Source organism: Streptomyces sp. NPDC036813, assembly GCF_055609245.1.
On sequence record NZ_JBVJPV010000007.1, the window covers coordinates 18,672 to 36,380 of the forward strand.

The 17,709-nt window shown below is 73.9% G+C and carries 18 protein-coding genes; 10 read left to right on the forward strand and 8 right to left on the reverse strand.

Annotation, left to right across the window (positions count from 1 at the left end; translation table 11 throughout):
• Positions 1-278: 278 nt before the first annotated feature.
• Genes ACZ67Q_RS16205 through ACZ67Q_RS16215 form a run of 3 tightly spaced genes read left to right on the forward strand, consistent with a single transcriptional unit; the run spans position 279 to position 1,688 of the window.
• Positions 279-647, forward strand: coding sequence for a sortase-dependent protein (locus ACZ67Q_RS16205; RefSeq protein WP_471181991.1), 369 nt, complete (start codon positions 279-281; stop codon positions 645-647).
• The gene (locus ACZ67Q_RS16210; RefSeq protein WP_471181993.1) at positions 644-1,219 is read left to right on the forward strand and encodes a class F sortase; all 576 of its coding nucleotides are present in this window, start codon (positions 644-646) and stop codon (positions 1,217-1,219) included. Before ACZ67Q_RS16205 ends, ACZ67Q_RS16210 begins: the two co-directional genes overlap by 4 nt.
• Complete coding sequence (locus ACZ67Q_RS16215; RefSeq protein ID WP_471181996.1) at positions 1,209-1,688, forward strand: RNA polymerase sigma factor; 480 nt, start codon at positions 1,209-1,211, stop codon at positions 1,686-1,688. The genes ACZ67Q_RS16210 and ACZ67Q_RS16215 overlap by 11 nt, the downstream gene beginning before the upstream one ends.
• 775 nt (positions 1,689-2,463) lie before the next feature.
• Here the strand turns inward: ACZ67Q_RS16215 and ACZ67Q_RS16220 are convergent.
• Complete coding sequence (locus tag ACZ67Q_RS16220) at positions 2,464-4,182, reverse strand: FAD-dependent oxidoreductase (RefSeq protein WP_471181998.1); 1,719 nt, start codon at positions 4,180-4,182, stop codon at positions 2,464-2,466.
• A 176-nt stretch (positions 4,183-4,358) separates the two neighbouring features.
• On the opposite strand from ACZ67Q_RS16220, the gene ACZ67Q_RS16225 reads away from it, so the two are divergent.
• The 7 genes from ACZ67Q_RS16225 (at position 4,359) to ACZ67Q_RS16255 (ending at position 9,636) form a co-directional block, all read left to right on the forward strand.
• Positions 4,359-5,492, forward strand: coding sequence for a SchA/CurD-like domain-containing protein (locus ACZ67Q_RS16225; protein WP_471182001.1), 1,134 nt, complete (start codon positions 4,359-4,361; stop codon positions 5,490-5,492).
• Positions 5,493-5,584: 92 nt separating this feature from the next.
• Positions 5,585-5,992 carry a cupin domain-containing protein gene (locus ACZ67Q_RS16230; RefSeq protein WP_469815046.1) on the forward strand — a complete coding sequence of 136 codons (408 nt, stop codon included), beginning with the start codon at positions 5,585-5,587 and terminating at the stop codon, positions 5,990-5,992.
• The gene (locus tag ACZ67Q_RS16235; RefSeq protein ID WP_471182004.1) at positions 5,989-7,257 is read left to right on the forward strand and encodes a beta-ketoacyl-[acyl-carrier-protein] synthase family protein; all 1,269 of its coding nucleotides are present in this window, start codon (positions 5,989-5,991) and stop codon (positions 7,255-7,257) included. Before ACZ67Q_RS16230 ends, ACZ67Q_RS16235 begins: the two co-directional genes overlap by 4 nt.
• A complete protein-coding gene (locus ACZ67Q_RS16240) occupies positions 7,254-8,486 on the forward strand; it encodes a ketosynthase chain-length factor (protein ID WP_471182006.1) in 1,233 nt (410 codons plus the stop codon). Before ACZ67Q_RS16235 ends, ACZ67Q_RS16240 begins: the two co-directional genes overlap by 4 nt.
• 34 nt (positions 8,487-8,520) lie before the next feature.
• On the forward strand, positions 8,521-8,802 hold the full coding sequence (locus ACZ67Q_RS16245; RefSeq protein WP_469815050.1) for an acyl carrier protein: 282 nt from the start codon (positions 8,521-8,523) through the stop codon (positions 8,800-8,802).
• Position 8,803: 1 nt separating this feature from the next.
• Positions 8,804-9,289, forward strand: a complete 486-nt coding sequence (locus tag ACZ67Q_RS16250) for an SRPBCC family protein (protein WP_471182009.1) — start codon at positions 8,804-8,806, stop codon at positions 9,287-9,289.
• A 14-nt stretch (positions 9,290-9,303) separates the two neighbouring features.
• On the forward strand, positions 9,304-9,636 hold the full coding sequence (locus ACZ67Q_RS16255) for a TcmI family type II polyketide cyclase (RefSeq protein ID WP_471182011.1): 333 nt from the start codon (positions 9,304-9,306) through the stop codon (positions 9,634-9,636).
• A 79-nt stretch (positions 9,637-9,715) separates the two neighbouring features.
• On the opposite strand, the gene ACZ67Q_RS16260 is transcribed toward ACZ67Q_RS16255, so the two are convergent.
• From ACZ67Q_RS16260 to ACZ67Q_RS16290, 7 genes are all read right to left on the reverse strand, one after another.
• A complete protein-coding gene (locus ACZ67Q_RS16260) occupies positions 9,716-10,510 on the reverse strand; it encodes a class I SAM-dependent methyltransferase (RefSeq protein WP_471182013.1) in 795 nt (264 codons plus the stop codon).
• A gap of 47 nt (positions 10,511-10,557) precedes the next feature.
• Positions 10,558-11,511: a transporter gene (locus tag ACZ67Q_RS16265; RefSeq protein WP_471182687.1), complete on the reverse strand. Its 954-nt coding sequence runs from the start codon at positions 11,509-11,511 to the stop codon at positions 10,558-10,560.
• Positions 11,511-12,401: an ABC transporter ATP-binding protein gene (locus ACZ67Q_RS16270; protein WP_471182016.1), complete on the reverse strand. Its 891-nt coding sequence runs from the start codon at positions 12,399-12,401 to the stop codon at positions 11,511-11,513. The genes ACZ67Q_RS16265 and ACZ67Q_RS16270 overlap by 1 nt, the downstream gene beginning before the upstream one ends.
• Entirely contained in the window at positions 12,398-12,808 is a 411-nt protein-coding gene (locus ACZ67Q_RS16275; protein ID WP_471182019.1) for a GntR family transcriptional regulator, read from the reverse strand. Before ACZ67Q_RS16275 ends, ACZ67Q_RS16270 begins: the two co-directional genes overlap by 4 nt.
• Positions 12,809-12,873: 65 nt before the next feature.
• The gene (locus tag ACZ67Q_RS16280) at positions 12,874-13,791 is read right to left on the reverse strand and encodes an RNA polymerase sigma-70 factor (RefSeq protein WP_471182022.1); all 918 of its coding nucleotides are present in this window, start codon (positions 13,789-13,791) and stop codon (positions 12,874-12,876) included.
• A gap of 15 nt (positions 13,792-13,806) precedes the next feature.
• Positions 13,807-14,994 (reverse strand): NAD(P)/FAD-dependent oxidoreductase, encoded by a 1,188-nt coding sequence (locus ACZ67Q_RS16285; RefSeq protein WP_471182025.1) that lies wholly within the window; start codon positions 14,992-14,994, stop codon positions 13,807-13,809.
• Between the two features lie 334 nt (positions 14,995-15,328).
• Positions 15,329-17,641 (reverse strand): ATP-binding protein, encoded by a 2,313-nt coding sequence (locus ACZ67Q_RS16290; protein ID WP_471182028.1) that lies wholly within the window; start codon positions 17,639-17,641, stop codon positions 15,329-15,331.
• Positions 17,642-17,709: the final 68 nt, after the last annotated feature.

The window sequence follows — 17,709 nt, forward strand, 5'->3', positions numbered from 1 at the left end:
GCGAAGCACGCGTCGTACGACGACTCACGACGTATCCCACCCCGAAGAAGGCCGCGGAACGGCGGCAGAGGAAGCGAAGTCACAGAAGGCGCACCGGTCACTCGGGTGCACCGTTCACTACAGCGCGGGCGGCCACGCCGGCATCACAGGAGACCGCGCTTCGGTGACGCAGATCACGCCCTCCCGCTCCTTTGCCATCCCTTTACAACCCGCCCGGGGGCCCGTTCGTCTCTCCGCACGACCAAGCACCACCCACCCGCCCCGAGGGAGACACACCCATGCACCGAAGCGGCCTCACGACCCTGGCTCTCACCTGCACGGCCGTCCTGGCGGCCACCGCCCCCGCGTTCGCCACCGCCAGCGCCACCCCCAGCCCGGTCCCCTCGACCGCGCCCTCCGCGTCCCCGACCTTCCCGGACGCCGCACCCTCGGCCTCCCCGAGCGTCCCCGGCGCCGCGCCCACGGCGTCCCCGTCGGCCGCGCCGTCACCGGGCCAGGTCTCGGTCGTCCCGAGCGGCGCCCCGGACACCGGGGCCGTGCCCCCCACCGAGTCCCACGCCGGCCTGATCGGCGGGGGAGCCGCCGCCCTGCTCGTGGCGGGCGGCGCGGGTTTCGCCGTACGGCGTCGACGGGCGACCGGAGCGTGAGCCCGCTGACCCGGCGGACCCTCGCAGGAGCGGCGGCGGCAACGCTCCTCACCGCCTGCGCCGCCCCGAAACCCCACCCGGCAGCACGCAGCCACGACTCCCCTCCGCCACCCGGCACACTGGCCCCCGTCCGCCTGCTGATCCCGGCCATCGACCTGGACACCCCCGTCATCCAGCTGGGCCTGGCGGAGGACGGCACAGTGGAGGTGCCGCCGGTCACCGCCCACGACCGGGCGGGCTGGTACCGGCACTCACCGGTACCGGGCCGCACCGGCCCGGCGGTCCTGCTCGGCCATGTCACCGTCGGCCGCTACGGCGACGGCGTCTTCCGCCACCTGGCCCGGCTGCGCCGGGGCGACCGCGTCACCACCCGCCTGACGGACGGCACCCGCCCGGCGTTCACGGTGACCGCCGTACGGACCGTCGCCAAGTCGCGCTTCCCCACCGCCGACGTGTACGGCGACGTGGGCCGCCCCGTGCTGCGCCTGATCACCTGCGGGGGCCGGCGCACGGACGACGGCTACCCCGACAACGTCATCGTCTTCGCGGAGTCGGCGCACGGTGGGTCGTGACCAGGCGGCGGCCGAACTGTTCGCCGTCCTCTACCCGCGCCTCGCCGGCTGGTGCCGCCGTCTCGTCGACGACGACGAGACGGCCCACGAGATCGCGTCGGAGGCGTTCACCCGGCTGTGGGCCCGCTGGACGAAGGTGGAGGAGCCCCGCGGGTTCCTCTACGTCACGGCGGCCAACCTCGTCCGCGACCACTGGCGCAAACAGGAACGCGAACGCAGGGCGGTACGCCGGGCAGGCGCGGAGGTGCCGGCGCACACGGAACAGGCGGACCCCTCCATCCGCCTCCTGGTGCAGTCCCTCCCCCGGCGGCTGCGCGTCCCGATCCTCCTGCACTACTACGCCGACATGCCGATCCGGGAGGTGTCGGTGCTGACCGGACGCAAGGAAGGAACCGTCAAGGCCGACCTGCACGCGGCCCGTGAACTGCTCCGCGTCCACCTGAGGAGAAGCCTTGACCACTCGCTTTGACGACGGCGGCCCCGGCGACGACGACCCCCTCGCGGTGCTCCTGCGTCCCCCCTCCGGGCACCTGCCCCCACCCCCGGGCCACTACCGCCGGCTGCGCCGCGCGGCGCGCACACGCCGGCTGCTCCGCGCGGCGGCGACGACGGCGGTGTGCGGCGCGGCGGCGACGCTGCTCGCACTCCCCCTGCACCGGGGCACGCCCCAGCCCCCCGTACGGCCTGCGGCCCCGCCCCCCATCAGCACCACACCGTCCCCTGTCCCCGCAACTCCGACCCCCGTCCCGTCGGCATCCCCGTCGGCACCCCCTTCCGTCACCCCGACAACGGCCCCGTCACCGCAACTGCCCTAACCGAACAGGAGCGCTGACGGGTGAGGGTGCGTCGTGGCCGGTCGCGCCCACGCGGCGGAGCCGCATATCGACGCAGCCCCGCGCCCCTGGGGTGTTGCAGTCGCCGTCGGCCTCGGACGGACCGCCCGCCACGCGCTGCGCCCCGGACCCGGAAGGGGCGACAGCCCGCACCCGCGTACGGCGGGAAGGGGACGGGGTGGGGGGTGTCCGCCCGCAGCGGCCGGCACCGGCACAGGGCGCCGTATCAGGCGACGGGCGGCCGGACCGAGGACGGACACCCCACGCCCCGGCCCCGACCCACAACGCAGCGGAGGCGGGACCGCAACCACCCACCGGACAGAAACGGGCCGCCGCAGGCACCAGAAGGGGCGCGGGGAACGGCGCGAGCAACCCCCACGCACCCGCAGACGGACCACGCGCCCCCACCCCTCACGTCCGCAACGACAGCACCCGACCCAGCACCCCCCTCAGCTCCCGCTCCGCGTCCTGCACCGCATGCGCCGTCCGCCAAGCCACGAACCCGTCCGGCCGCACCAGCACCGCGCCGCCCGCAGCGACCCCGTGCAGATCCGACCACGACACGGACTCCTCGGGCACGAGATCCCCGCCCGCCCCCACCCGATGCGGCCGCAGCGGCACACGCAGCTCGTCGGCCAGCCGCAGCGCCGCGTCGTACCAGGCCCGCCCCGCCGCGGCGTCGCACAGCAGCACCAGCGACGTCTCGTACAGGTCGAGGGTGGACACGCGCGTGCCGTCGGCCCGCCGCACCCACAGATGCGGCGCCCGGCTGCCCGGCGCCCCGGACAGCTCCAGCCGTTCGGGCACCACGGGCCCACCGGCATCGGCCCCGACGACCGCACCACCCGGGTAGCGGTACCCCAGCGCCACATCGAGGATCCCCCCGGGCCGCCGCCCGCCACCCCCGCCACCCCCGCCGGCCCCGCCGGCCCCGGCAGTCGGCGCGAACCCGGGATGCGCGTGCTCCACCGACCGCACCGCCGCCCGCGCGCTCGTCGCCTCCGCCACCGGCCGCCGTTCCGCGTCGTAGCTGTCGAGCAGCCCGTCCCCGGCCCACCCCCCGAGCACGGCGGCGAGTTTCCACGCGAGGTTGTGCGCGTCCTGGATCCCGGTGTTGGACCCGAACGCCCCGGTCGGTGACATCTCGTGCGCGGAGTCCCCGGCGAGGAAGACCCGCCCGGACCGGTAGGCCGTCGCGACCCGCTGGGCCGCGTGCCAGGGCGCCCGCCCGGTGATCTCCACGTCGAGGTCGTCGACCCCGACCGCGCGCCGGATGTGCGCGATGCACCGCTCGTCGGTGAACTCCTCGACCGTTTCCCCGCGTTCGGGATGCCAGGGCGCGTGGAACACCCAGTTCTCCCGGTTGTCCACGGGCAGCAGCGCCCCGTCCGCCTCGGGGGACGTCAGGTAGCACACGATGAACCGCCGGTCCCCGACCACCTCCGCCAGCCCGCGCGAGCGGAACGTGACGCTGATGTTGTGGAACAGGTCGCCCGGCCCGCTCTGCCCGATGCCGAGCTGCTCGCGCACGGGACTGCGCGGCCCGTCCGCGGCGACGAGGTAGTCCGCCCGCACCCGCAGGTGCTCCCCGGTCTCACGGCTCTTCGCGACGGCCGTCACGCCGTCACCGTCCACCTCGAAGGACATCAGCTCGGTGGAGAACCGCAGGTCGCCACCCAGCGCCACGGCGTGGTCCAGCAGCACCGGCTCCAGGTCGTTCTGGCTGCACAGGCACCAGGAGGTGGGGCTGAAGCGGGCCAGCCCGCCGCCCGGGTCGATCTCCTTGAACAGCCACTCCCCGGCGTCCCCGACGAGCGTCGGCGTCTGCAGGATGCCGTGGTTGTCGGCGAGGGTGGCCGCGGCCCGGTGGATGTCCCCCTCGACGCCCGCGACCCGGAACAGTTCCATCGTCCGGACGTTGTTGCCGCGCCCACGCGGGTGAATGGACGTACCGGCATGCCGCTCCACGAGAGTGTGCCGTACCCCCAGACGGCCCAGGAACACGGATGTCGAAAGTCCCACCAGGGACCCTCCGACGATCAGGACAGGAACCCGGTGCACGGCCTCCTGACCGGCCTGTTGCTTCATCGCTTCGCCTCCAGCGCGTCGATCCCACGGGTTCACATCCATGCCCCGCGCCGCCCTCGGCGGCTCACGCTTCACCCGCTCACCCCGCCCGGATCGCGCGCTCGTGCAGCTCGGCTCAGGATCGTCCCTACGTGGCCGCGGAGGCCGCCCCGGGCGACCCCCACCCACCACCCACCGCGGAAAACGAAAACTCCCCACCCGAAGAAGAGGTGTGCAGGATGACGGTCTCCCCCGCCGTGTCGACGGTCCCGGACCGCGTCGCCACGGACGCGTTCGACGGGTCCCGGGTGCGGGTCGTGCTCATGGTGGACATCCACGACGGAACCCAACAGGAGTTCCTGACCGCCTACGAGCGCATGTGCGCGCAGGTGGCCTCCGTACCGGGACACATCAGCGACCAGCTGTGCCAGTCCCTGGAGAACCCCACCCAGTGGCTCATCACCAGCGAGTGGGAGAGCGCCGAGCCCTTCCTCGCCTGGGTCAACAGCGACCAGCACCTGGACATGGTCGAGCCGATGAGCGGCTGCGTCCGCGACACCCGTTCCCTGCGCTACACCGTGCTGCGGGAGACGTTCGGCAGCGCCGACGCCCTTCCCACGGGCGGCCTCCAGCCGGCCCCGCGCACCGGCGGCAACGTCGTCCGCCACGCCCTGACCTTCACGGTCACCCCGGGCAGCGAGGCCGTCGTCGCCGAGCTGCTGTCCCACTACGCCTCCCCGCAGCCCCGGGTGGACGACACCACCCGGCTGCTGCGCACGTCCCTGTTCATGCACGGCAACCGGGTGGTGCGCGCGGTCGAGGTGCGCGGCGACCTTCAGGCCGCGCTGCGGCACGTGTCGCGCCAGCCGGAGGTGCGGGCCGTGGAGGAGGCCATCAACCCCTATCTGGAGCAGGACCGCGACCTTAAGGACCCCAAGTCGGCGCGGGCCTTCTTCACCCGGGCCGCGCTGCCCGCCGTACACCATGTGGACGCCGTCACCCCGGGCGCCGACGTGGAGCGGGTGGCCCTGCTCTACTACGCCCGCCCGGGCGCCGGCCCGGCGCTGGCCCGGCTGCTGGCGCGGCAGGACGCGGCGGCCGCGGGCGACCCGGAGACCCCGGTGACGTCCTGCACCGTCTTTCACCGCGACGACCTCGTGGTGCGCCTGGTCGATGTGGCCGGCGACCCGCAGGACACCCCGGGACGCGTCCTCGCCCTGGCGGACGCGCAGGCGCGCGCCGCGGCCGCGCCGCTGCTGGACGGCGACGCCCTCGGCCTCGACGTCCCGCTGACCGACGAGCGGGCGCTGCCCCGCCTCCTGACCCGGGCCCGGATGCGACCGCTCACGGACCGCACGGCGGCGGCCTCCTGACCCGCACGGCGGCGGCCTTGCGACCCGTATGTCACCGCCGCCGGCACTTCCCGACTCACCCCGAACCCTCTTCCCTCCCGGAGTGAAACGTCATGACGCAACAGCAGGCACGCATCGTCGACCTCGGTTCGATCGCCCCCAACCGCCGGCGCGGCGGTGACGTCCGCGCGCTTCTGACGCCGACGACCGCGGGCTCGACCAGCGGCTTCATGGGCGTGGCCATCGTGCAGCCCGGGGAGCGCATCGCCGAGCACTACCACCCGTACTCCGAGGAGTTCGTCTTCGTCACGCAGGGCGTGTTCGAGGTGGACCTGGACGGCGAGCCGCAGCATCTGCGCACCGAGCAGGGGCTGCTGATCCCGCCGCACGTGCGGCACCGGTTCCGCAACGTCGGGGACACCGAGGCGCGGATCGTCTTCCACCTCGGCCCGCTGGCGCCGCGCCCGGACATGGGGCACGTCGACACGGAGGACGCGGAACCGGCCGGGGCGGTGTCATGAACAGGCGCGTCGCGGTCACCGGCATAGGCGTCGTCGCACCCGGCGGCATCGGCGTCCCCGCGTTCTGGGACCTGCTCTCGCAGGGGCGTACGGCCACCCGAAGGATCTCCCTGTTCGACCCGGAGGGCCTGCGCTCGCAGATGGCCGCCGAGTGCGACTTCGACCCCGCCGCGCACGGGCTGGATCTCGCGACCACCCAGCGCTGCGACCGGTACATACAGTTCGCCCTGGTCGCGGCCGCCGAGGCGGTCCGGGACGCGGGCCTGGACACGGCCCGCGAGGACCCGTGGCGCATGGGCGCCTTCCTCGGCACCGCGGTCGGCGGCACCACCCGGCTGGAGCACGACTACGTGCTGGTCAGCGAGCGCGGCGCCCGCTGGGACGTGGACCACACGAAGGCCGGCCCGGATCTGCACCGCGCGTACTCGCCGAGCACGCTGGCCGCGACCGTGGCCGAGGAGTTCGGGGTGCGCGGCGTGGTGCAGACCGTCTCCACGGGCTGCACCTCGGGTCTGGACGCGGTCGGCTACGCCGCGCAGGCGGTCGCCGAGGGCCGCGCGGACGTGGTGATCGCGGGCGCGTCGGACTCGCCGATATCCCCGATCACCATGGCGTGCTTCGACGCGATCAAGGCGACGTCGCCGAGCAACGACGACCCCGAGCACGCCTCCCGCCCCTTCGACGCCCGCCGCAACGGGTTCGTCATGGGCGAGGGCGGCGCGGTCCTGGTGCTGGAGGACCTGGAGCACGCCCGGGCGCGCGGCGCGGAGATCTACTGCGAGCTGGCCGGCTACGCCACGTACGGCAACGCGTACCACATGACCGGTCTGACCAAGGAGGGCCTGGAGATGGCGCGGGCCATCGACGACGCGCTCGGCCAGGCCCGGCTGGACGCGACGGCGGTCGGCTATGTCAACGCGCACGGCTCGGGCACGCAGCAGAACGACCGGCACGAGACCGCCGCGGTCAAACGCGCCCTGGGCGCGCACGCCTTCGACACCCCGATGAGCTCCATCAAGTCGATGGTGGGTCACTCGCTCGGCGCGATCGGCTCGATCGAGCTGGTGGCGTGCGTGCTGGCGATGGCCCACCAGGTGGTGCCGCCGACGGCGAACTACGAGGTGCCGGACCCCGAGTGCGACCTCGACTACGTGCCGCGCACCGCGCGGGAGCGGGAGCTCTCCACGGTGCTGTCGGTGGGCAGCGGGTTCGGCGGGTTCCAGTCGGCGGTCGTTCTGACAGGACCGGTAAGGAGGCTGCGATGAGCGGACCGGATACCCGGCGGGCCGTCGTCACCGGGCTGGGTGTGGTGGCGCCGCAGGGCGTCGGCGTGGAGACGTACTGGAAGGCGGTGGCCGACGGCCGCGGCTTCCTCGGCCCGATCACCCGCGAGGGCTGCACGCATCTGCCGCTGAAGGTGGGCGGCGAGGTGCAGGGGTTCGACCCGGCGGCGCTGATCGAGGCGACGTACCTGGTCCAGACGGACCGGTTCACGCACCACGCCATGGCCGCGGCCCAACTGGCGCTGGACGACGCCCGGCTGGCGCCGGCCGATCCCGACTCGCCGTACGCGGTGGGCGTGGTGACGGCCGCGGGCTCCGGCGGCGGCGAGTTCGGCCAGCGGGAGCTGCAGAAGCTGTGGGGCGACGGCCCCAAGCACGTCGGGCCGTACCAGTCGATCGCGTGGTTCTACGCCGCCAGCACCGGCCAGACCTCCATCCGCGGCGGGTTCAAGGGCCCGTGCGGGGTGGTGTGCGCGGACGAGCCGGGCGGCCTGGACGCGCTGGCGCACGCGGCCCGAGCGATCGGCCGGGGCACCGACGCGGTGGTGGTCGGCGCCACGGAGGCGCCGCTCGCGCCGTACTCGATGGTGTGCCAGCTCGGCTATCCGGAGCTCAGCACCAGCGACGACCCGGAGCGCGCGTACCGCCCCTTCACCTCGGGCGCGTGCGGTTTCGTGCCCGGTGAGGGCGGCGCGATGTTCGTCCTGGAGGACGAGCGGGCGGCGCGCGAGCGGGGCGCGGAGGCACGGGCGACGGTGGCCGGTCACGCGGCGACCTTCACCGGGGCCTCCCGCTGGGCCGACTCCCGCGAGGGGCTGGCCCGCGCGATCACCGGTGCGCTGACGCAGGCGGGGTGCCGTCCACAGGATGTGGACGTCGTCTTCGCCGACGCGCTGGGGGTGCCGGAGGCGGACGAGGCGGAGGTCCTCGCCCTCGCCGACGCGCTCGGGCCGCACGCCCGGAAGGTGCCGGTGACCGCGCCGAAGACCGGCGGGGGCCGGGCGCACTGCGCGGCGGCGGTGCTGGACGTGGCGACGGCGGTGCTCGCGATGGAGCACGGCCTGATCCCGCCCACGCCGAACGTCTTCGACCCCTGCCACGAGCTGGACCTGGTGACCGGCCGGGCCCGGACCGCCGAGGTCCGTACGGCCCTGGTCGTCAGCCGGGGCCTGATGGGCAACAACGCGGCGCTCGTCCTGCGCGCGCCGTGACCATCCACGCGAGCCACGAGAGAGGGAACAGCACATGACCGACCAACTGGACCACCGGCTGACCGCCCGCGTCACCTACGCCGACCTGGCCGAGCTGATGAAGCGAACGGCCGGCGTCAGCGTCGAGCCGCAGGAGCTGGAGCGGCAGTCCGCCTCGGGCTTCGACAGCTTCGGGCTGGACTCGCTGGGTCTGCTCGGCATCGTCGCCGAGCTGGAGAAGCGGCACGGCGCCGGCCTGCCGGAGAACGCGGAGAAGTGCAAGACGCCGGCCGAGTTCCTCGCGCTGGTCAACGACGCCCTGACGAGTGGAGCCTGACATGACCGACGGACACACCGAGAACGAGATCACCATCGCCGCCCCCTTCGACCTGGTCTGGGACATGACCAACGACCTGGCGAACTGGCCGGACCTGTTCAGCGAGTACGCCTCGGTCGACGTCCTCGACCGCAAGGGCGACACGGTCACCTTCCGGCTCACCATGCACCCCGACGAGCAGGGCAAGGTGTGGAGCTGGGTGTCGGAGCGCACGGCCGACCGGGCGAGCCGCACGGTGCGCGCGCACCGCGTGGAGACCGGGCCCTTCCAGTACATGAACATCCGCTGGGAGTACCGCGAGACGCCCGAGGGTGTGCGGATGCGCTGGATCCAGGACTTCGCGATGAAGCCGGAGGCGCCGGTCGACGACGCGGGCATGACCGCGATGATCAACCGCAACTCGAAGACGCAGATGGCGCTGATCCGGGACCGCATCGAGCAGGCGGCCGGCGACGAGCGCCGCGAGCCGGCGCTGGCCACGGACTGAAGGGGCGCCCCGCGATGCACCACACCCTGATCGTCGCCCGGATGAAACCCGGCTCTCAGAACGACATCGCGCAGGTCTTCGCCGACTCCGACCAGGGCGAGCTGCCGCACCTGGTGGGCGTCACCCGGCGCAGCCTGTTCCAGTTCAACGACATCTACCTCCACCTCATCGAGGCGGAGCAGGACCCGTCGCCTGCGATCGCGCGTCTGGTCGAGCACCCGGAGTTCCGTGACGTCAGCGAACGTCTGACGCCGTTCGTCTCCGCGTACGACCCGGCGACCTGGCGCAGCCCCAAGGACGCGATGGCACACCGCTTCTACCACTGGGACGCAGCCACGGTCCGCTGACCCCGCTGCCCCCCGCCCGGGCCCGGCCGACCTCGGCCGGGCCCGCGGGCTGCCCCCCCCCCACCGGCCCCCGTGCCGGTCACCGCGGTGCGCGGCTCACCCGGATCTTCGACTGGCCGTGCGGGCGGGTTTCCCAGTCCTCCATGAAACGGGCGTGCAGGCCGTGGCGGCGGGCCAGGGCGAGGAGGGTTTCCGTGCGGTAGTAGAAGTCCTCGCGCAGCACCTGGTGTTCGGCGCCCTCCGTGCGGTCGAAGGTGAAGTCGAAGAAGCCCGTCGGCTTCAGCACCCGGCCGACGTGGGACAGGCACTCCTCGATGACGTCGAGCGGCGAGTGCGAGAAGACGCTGTGCGCGTGGACGACGTCGAAGTGGTCGTCGGGCAGGAAGTCCAGCGTGAGGTCGCCGGTGATGGTCAGGTGCGGCATCTTGTCCTGCAGACCCCGCTCGACGAGGGTCTGCTTGGCGGCGACCAGGATGTCAGGCGAGATGTCGATGCCGTAGTAGTGGCCGGCGTCGAGGTGCTGGATGAACCGCCAGCCGCCGCGCAGGTTGCCGCAGCCTATGTCGAGCATGCGCTGCCCGGGCCGCAGCCCGTGTTCGACGAGGTAGTCGAACTGCATCCGCCCCAGCGCCAGCCACCGCTCGTGCGTCTGCGAACCGACCGCCGCCTCGGGACTGCGCCTTGTGTCGGACGCCATCACCGCCCGGTAGTAACCCACGTGGTCCGGGTGCTTGAGCCGCAGCCAGGCGTCCCGCCCGGCCCGCTTCAGATACGGCGCGACCCGCTCGGGGTGGCGCAGCGCGTACCCCATCTTGTGGGTCAGGGCGGCGCGGTTGCTGCGCAGTTTCCGCGGCGACTTGGCGTCTGCGGGCATGGCGGATCGACCTCCGTACGGAACAGCGGTGAAGGGGGAAGGGGAGTTCAGACGCGGCGGCGCAGCAGCAGCACCGTGGCGAGGGTGAGCAGGAGCGCGAGTCCGCCGAGGAGCGCGGTGTCGGTCCACTGGAACGCCCAGTAGTCACCGGCGGGGTTGGCCTCGTAGAAGCGGGCGACGAAGTGGTGCTGGGCCATGCACTGCCGCAGCTCGGCGCCGGAGGGGAAGGGGCAGGCGAGGACGTCGGTGCGGTGACCGTCGGCGGTGATCAGGCCGTAGTGCCCGGTGGACCACTTGTCGCCCATCTCGGGCTTGGGCGCGCTGCCGGCGCTGGTGTAGGTGTGCGGGGCGACCAGCACGCGCGCTTTGTGCAGCCATTCCACGGCGAGCGACACCCCGCCCGTGACCAGCAGCGTCCATCCCATCGCCGCGAGCACCCGGCGGCACAGCAGCCCGAGCAGGGTGCCGGTCGCGAGCCCGAACAGCGCGGCGGCGACGACCCGCGGCCCGGAGCCGCTCAGCGCGGACGTCTCGTACCAGAACAGTCCGTAGCTCCTGTCCTCGGCCGGCTGCCGCCACCAGGCGAACAGCCACGCCAGTACACCGGACAGGGCGACCGCGCTCACCGCGGCGAGCGCGTACCGCGAGGAGAACCACTGTCCGCGGCTGATTCCCTGCGCCAAGACGGTGCGATGCGTGCCCAGTTCGCGGTCGCGTCCGAGCAGCGGGGCGCCCCAGAACACGCCGACCAGCACGGGCAGCGCGATGTTCAGTGCGCCCAGGTAGCGCAGCGGATCGATGTCGAGGAAGAGGATCCGGCCGTCCGGGCCGGTGCAGTACAGGGGCCCGGCCTCGCACCGGTCGAACAGCCCGCTGCGCAGGTCGTCGAGCATCCCGGAGCGGGAGTACGCCGCGAGGGCCGCGGCCGCGAGCAGGACGGCGACGCCCACCGCGACCGTCGTGCGCTGCTGGCGCCAGGCCAGCCAGAAGGAACCCTTCATCACGCCGCCGCCTCCGTCCCGGCCGCGTCGCCGGCCTGAAGATACGCGAGCAGGACGTCCTCCAGGCCGGCCCGCTCCACATGCCAGTCGCCCGTCAGCGGCCCGCGCCGCCGCACCAGGGCGTTCAGCTGCCGCCCGGCGGTGCTCCGGTGCACCACGGTGTGGCCGGCCAGCGCACCCGCCCGGTCGGCGTGCCCGGTGACCAGTGCGTGCGCCTCCCGCAGCGCGTCCGCGTCCTCGCTCAGCTCGACCCGGCCGTCGCGCAGCACGACGACCCAGTCACAGGTCTGCTCCAGTTCGGGCAGCACGTGCGAGGACAGCAGGATGCTCGTCCCGCGCTCGGCGGCCTCGGTCATCAGCACGGCCATGATCTCGCCGCGCACCACGGGGTCGAGGTCGGCCATCGGTTCGTCCAGCAGCAGCAGGCGGGGCCGCTTGCCGAGCGCGAGGGCGAGCGCGACCCGGGTGCGCTGCCCCGGGGACAGCTCGCCGACCCGCGCGGTGAGCGCGATCCCCCCGGCGGCCACGACGGCCCCGGCGGCCTCGCGGTCCCAGGTGGCGTTCAGCTTGCCGCCCATCAGCAGCGTGTCGGCGACCGTGAAGCGCGGGTACAGCGGCTTGTCCTGGGTCAGCAGGGCGACCTGGGTGCGCGCCTCGGGCGTACCGGGAACGGTGCCGAGGACCCGTATCTGCCCGGTACGGGGGCGCAGCAGGCCCCCGGCCAGGTGCAGCAGGGTGCTCTTGCCGGCGCCGTTGCGCCCGACGAGCGCGGTGATGCGGCCCTCGGGCACGGTGAACTCGCAGTCCTTCAGGGCCCAGCCGCCCCGCGCCCGGTACCGGAATCCGAGTCCCGTGGCGCGCAGGGCGGCCGGGGCGTCAGGCCCGGTCATGCGTCCTCCTGGTGGTGCTGTCGCTCGTGATGGTCCAGGGCGGCCGTGACCAGGGCGAGGATGTCCGCCCGTTGCAGCCCGGCCACCCGCGCGCGGGCCGTCCAGCCGGCCAGTTCCGCGCGCAGCGTGTCGTCCTCGGCGGCGGGCTGCGCCAGCGACCGGGTCACGAACGTGCCCAGCCCACGGCGCAGTTCGACGAGTCCCGCCTGCTCCATGTCCCGGTACGCCCGCAGCACGGTGTTCGGGTTGATGGCACAGGCCGCGACGACCTCCTTGGCCGTCGGCAGCCGGTCCCCGACCTTCAACGTGCCCATCCGCAGGGCGCGTTCGGTCTGCTGGACGATCTGCACATAGGCGGGAACGCCGCTGCTCCGGTCGATCCGGTACTCGACCACGTCACCTTCCATGGTTCCATTAATGAATTAGCACACTCATGGAAGAGAGCAGCGCGGATGTCAAACGAACCGGCTCCTCAGCCCCGCACCCCGGTGAGTTTGTCCGGGTTCACCTGCAGCCGCAGGTTGCGGATACGGCCGTCCACCACGTCGTACGTCAACGCGCCCACCGGCGTGCCGCCCAGCAGCATGAGCAGGCCCAGTTCGCCGTTGATCTCGGCACGTTCCATGAGCACGCCCCGGGACTGCGGCTTGGCCAGGACGCCCAGGATCCAGCGGGCCACGTGGTCCGGGCCGTACAGCGGACGCCGGGCCGCGGTGATCTTGCCGCCGCCGTCGGACCAGCAGGTCACGTCCGGGGCGAGGAGTTCCATCACCGCCGTCAGGTCACCGCCCGCGCACGCCTCGATGAAGCGGCTGGTGACCTCCGCGCGACGGCCTGCGTCGGAGTCGTAGCGGGGACGGCGGGCGCGGACGTGCTCCCGGGCGCGGTGGGCGATCTGCCGGACCGCCGGCTCGGGGCGGTCGAGGGCCTCGGCGATCTCGGCGTGGCTGAAGCCGAAGACCTCGCGCAGCACGAACACCGCCCGCTCGACCGGGGTCAGGGTCTCCAGGACCACCAGCAGGGCCGTCGACACGCTGTCCGCCATCTCCGTCTCCTCGGCCGCGTCGGGTGAGGTCAGCAGCGGCTCCGGCAGCCACGGGCCCACGTACTTCTCGCGCTGCGCCCGGGCCGAGGTGAGCCGGTTCAGGGCGAGGTTGGTGACCGTGCGGACCAGGTACGCCCGCGGGTCGCGCACGTCGGAGCGGTCCGCCCGGTGCCAGCTCAGCCAGGCGTCCTGGAGCACGTCCTCGGCGTCCGCGACGCTGCCGAGCATCCGGTAGGCGGTGGCGAACAGCAGCCTGCGGTGCTGGAGGTAGGGGTCCTGCCGGTCCCCTTCGTCCCGGCGGCCCTGCCGGTCCCGTTCTTCCCGCCCGGTCGTCGGTTCCGTCATCGTGTCCGCTTCCCCTCACCGCGTCGCCCGGCCGCCCCGGGACAGGGCCACGTTCACATCGACCCGCTTGACGAGCCGGTACGCCGGGAGCGGGCTGGCGCTGACCGTCTCCTTGTACAGCACGGCGGCCCGGCCCCTCAGATACGCCCGCCGGGGCGTGTCGTCGGGGTGGGTGAACTGGATGACGGCGTCGCGCCGGCCGAGGCTCACCGGCTGGTGCACATAGCCGAAGCGGAACGGCTTGACCTGCCGGCCGCGCAGCCGGCGGGCGATCGTGTCGGCCGCGTACTGGGCGGTGGGCATCCCGCTCTGGCAGGTGCCGTGCAGCGGTCCCCACGGCATGCGCACGGCGGCCGCGTCACCGACGGCGTACACCTCGGGGTGGGACACGGATCGCAGGGTGCGGTCCGTGACCACACGGCCGGTGCCGTCCACCTCGATCCCGGCGTCGGCGGCCGTCCGCGGGGCGCGCACGCCGGTCGTCCACAGACAGACGTCGGCCGACACCACCTCTCCGGTCGCCAGCTCCACGCCGTCGGGCAGCACCTTGGTGACCGCGGCGCCGGTGCGCGTGCTCACCCCGAGCCGGTGCAGCGCGCGGCGCAGATGGGTACGGGCCCGCTCGCCCATCAGGGCGCCCGGCTCGCCCGTGCTGATCAGCGTCACCGTCAGCGCCGGGTAGGCCTCCGCGATCTCCGTCGCCGCCTCCACACCGGTCAGTCCGGCGCCGCACACGGCCACCGTGCCGCCGCCGGCCGCGGCGAGCTCGCGCAGCCGGCCGGCCAGCGCGAGCGCCGCGTCCCGGCCGTTCAGCGTGTGCGCGTGGGCGTCCGCGCCGGGCACCCGCCCGGTGTCGGGGGCGCTGCCGAGGGCGTACACGAGTGTGTCGTACGGCAGCACCGCCGCACCCCCGTCGACGGTCACCGTGCGGGCTGTTGCGTCCAGCGCGGTGACGGTGCCCTGCACGAAGGCGACGCCGGTGCCGGCGAGCAGGCCGGGGATGCGGTGGTCGGCCAGTTCCTGACCGGCGGCCAGCTGGTGCAGCCGCAGGCGTTCGGTGAAGCGGTCCGAGGGGTTCACGAGGGTGATGCGGACGCCGCTGCGGCGGGTGCGGCGGGCCAGGCGGAGGGCCGCCAGCATGCCGGTGTAGCCGGCTCCGAGGACGACGATGCGGTGCTCTGCGTACTGATCCTGGTGCGTCATGGTCCCTCCCGGGTCCGGGCCACCAAGCGGTGACGCCCAGGGGACAAGGGACGGGGAACAGACGTGACAGGTACCGAAAGTGACTCACATCACACACGGCGGGGCTGCCCCGCCGACCAGGGGCAGCCCCGCTGCAGCCGCCGGAGGGAGGTACCGCGCCGGATGCCTGCCATGACAGCCGTGGGGGATCCGACCACTGTCGGCACCCGGACGCTCCGTCCCCGCGGCGGCTGCCCCCAGGCTGCCGTGCCGGACGGGCGCCGCGCACCACGACCGGGCAAGATCCGTATACCTACTCCCGCCAGGCCCCGTCCGGCGCGCTCCCACCCCGTACCTAGGTGACCGGGCCGGTCACCGCGGTGATCTCGGTGCGCGAGGTGATGCGCAGCTTGGCGAGGATGTGCTCGACATGGGCGTCGACCGTGCGCTTGGAGATGACCAGCCGCTCGGCGATCTCCCGGTTGGACAGCCCCCGCGCGACCAGCGCGGCGACCTCCCGCTCGCGCCGGGTGAGAGCGTCCGCGGCGCGCCCCTCCACCGGCTCCCGGGGCCGCGGCGGCCGCCGCACACCGTCCCAGGGCTCCGGCTCGTCGGCACCCGCGCGTACCGCCTCGAGCACCTGCCGCCCCGACATCCGCGCCCCCGCGTCCCGAAGCCGGCCGAAGTCCTCCGCGCCCAGCGCCGCCCGCACCGCCCGCTGCACCGCCTCCTGCTCCTGCAGCAGCCGCGGCAGCATCGCCACCGGGTCACCACCCAGACGGCGGGCGTGCTCGGCGTACCCCAGCAGCCAGCACGCGCGCGCGTGCCGCCCGCGCCGGGCCTCGTACCAGGCGAGCCCGAGGCATGCCAGGGCCGCCACCAGCACCTCCCCCATCTCCGCGGCCGCCTGGAGGGACCGCTCGAAGCACGCCGCGCTGTCGTCGTGATCCCCGGCCAGCGACAGGATCAGCCCCTGCACCGCCAGCGTGGAGGCGTAGATCTGCCGCTCCCCGGTGCCCTCCAGATACGCCAGCCCCGTCGCGCACAGCTCCAGCGCCCCCATCGTGTCGCCGAGCACGGCCCGCAGCAGCGCGCCCTCGTAGTGCACGACCCCGATGCCCAGCGCGTCACCGGCCGCGACGATCCGCTGCCGCGCCCGCTCCAGGTCCGCGAGCCCCTCCTCGACCTTGCCGCCGAGCGCGGTCAGCGCCCCCAGATACGCCTCCGCGAACAGCTCCACCCGCCGCTCCCCCACCCGTCGCGCCACCGCGTGGGCCTCGGGGAACCGCTCCAGGGCGGTGTCCAGGTCGGCCGTCCACACCCCGAACACCCCTGTCATCAACAGCCCCCAGGCCCGCTCGGGGCAGTCCCGCGGGGTCAGCTCCAGCGCCTTGTCGATCCAGTACCGCCCCTCCGACAGGGTGCCCGCGGCCCGCCAGTACGGCCCGAGCCGGGACGCCAGCCACAGCGCCCGCGGCGCCCGTGCGGGGCTCGCGCAGCCGTACTCCAGGGCGGCCCGCACATCGGCGGCATCCCGCCGTACCGCGCGGTGCAGGGCGACCTGGGACGGCCCGACGAACTCGTCCCAGAACCGGCCCGCGAGCCGCTCGTAGCGCCCGAAGTGCCGCTCCGGCACCGCCTCGTGGTCGTCGGTCAGGGACAGCCGTGCCCGCCCGTACTCACGGATCGTGTCCAGCAGCCGGTAGCGCGCCGCGCCGCCGTCCTCGTCGACGCGCTGCACGACGGACTTGTCGACCAGGGCGACCAGGGTCTCGACGACCCGTTCGGCGGGCAGACCGCCCCCGGCGCAGACCTGCTCGGCCGCCGCCAGGTCGAAGGGCCCCGCGAAGACCGAGAGGCGCGCCCACAGCAGCCGTTCGGGCGGGGTGCACAGCTCGTGGGACCAGTCGATGGCGGTGCGCAGGGTCTGGTGCCGGGTGAGCGCGGTGCGCCGGCCCCCGGTGAGGACCTCGAAGCGGCGGTCGAGCCGGGCGACCAGCTCCGCGAGCGGCAGGGCGCGCAGCCTGACCGCCGCCAGCTCCAGGGCGAGCGGAATGCCGTCGAGCCGGTCGACCAGGGCGAGCGTGCGCTCCCGGTCCGCGTCGGTCACGCCCTGCCCCGCGGTGACGGCGGCGGCCCGCTGGAGGAACAGCTCCACCGCGTCCTCGCGGGGCAGCGGAGCCAGGGTCAGACAGTGCTCACCGGGCACGTCGAGCGGCTGACGGCTGGTGGCGAGCACGCTCAGCCCGGGCGCCTCGCGCAGCAGGATGTCGCAGAGCGTCGCGCACGCGTCGAGCAGATGCTCACAGGTGTCCAGGACGACCAGCATCCGCCGCCCGCGCAGATGCTCCACGACCGCGTCCAGCGCGCTCATGCCGGACTGCTCGGGCAGCTCCAGCACCCCGGCGAGCGTCGCCGGGACCAACTCGGCGTCGTGCAGCGCCGACAGCTCGACGAGCCGCACCCCGTCCGCGTACCGCGCGGCCGCCTCCCCGGCCGCCCGCAGCGCCGTACGGCTCTTGCCGACGCCGGCCGGCCCGACCACCGTGACGAGCCGCGCCTGCGCCAACGCATCGCGCAGCGCGGCCAGTTCCGGCGCGCGCCCCACGAAACCGGTGACCTCGGCGGGGAGTTGCCCGCCACGCCGCTGTCCGAATCCGAATCCCATACGACCCCCGTGCGGTCCTGCTGCCGGAACTCGTCACAGCGTAGGGATGCGGATGCGCGGCGTCGCCG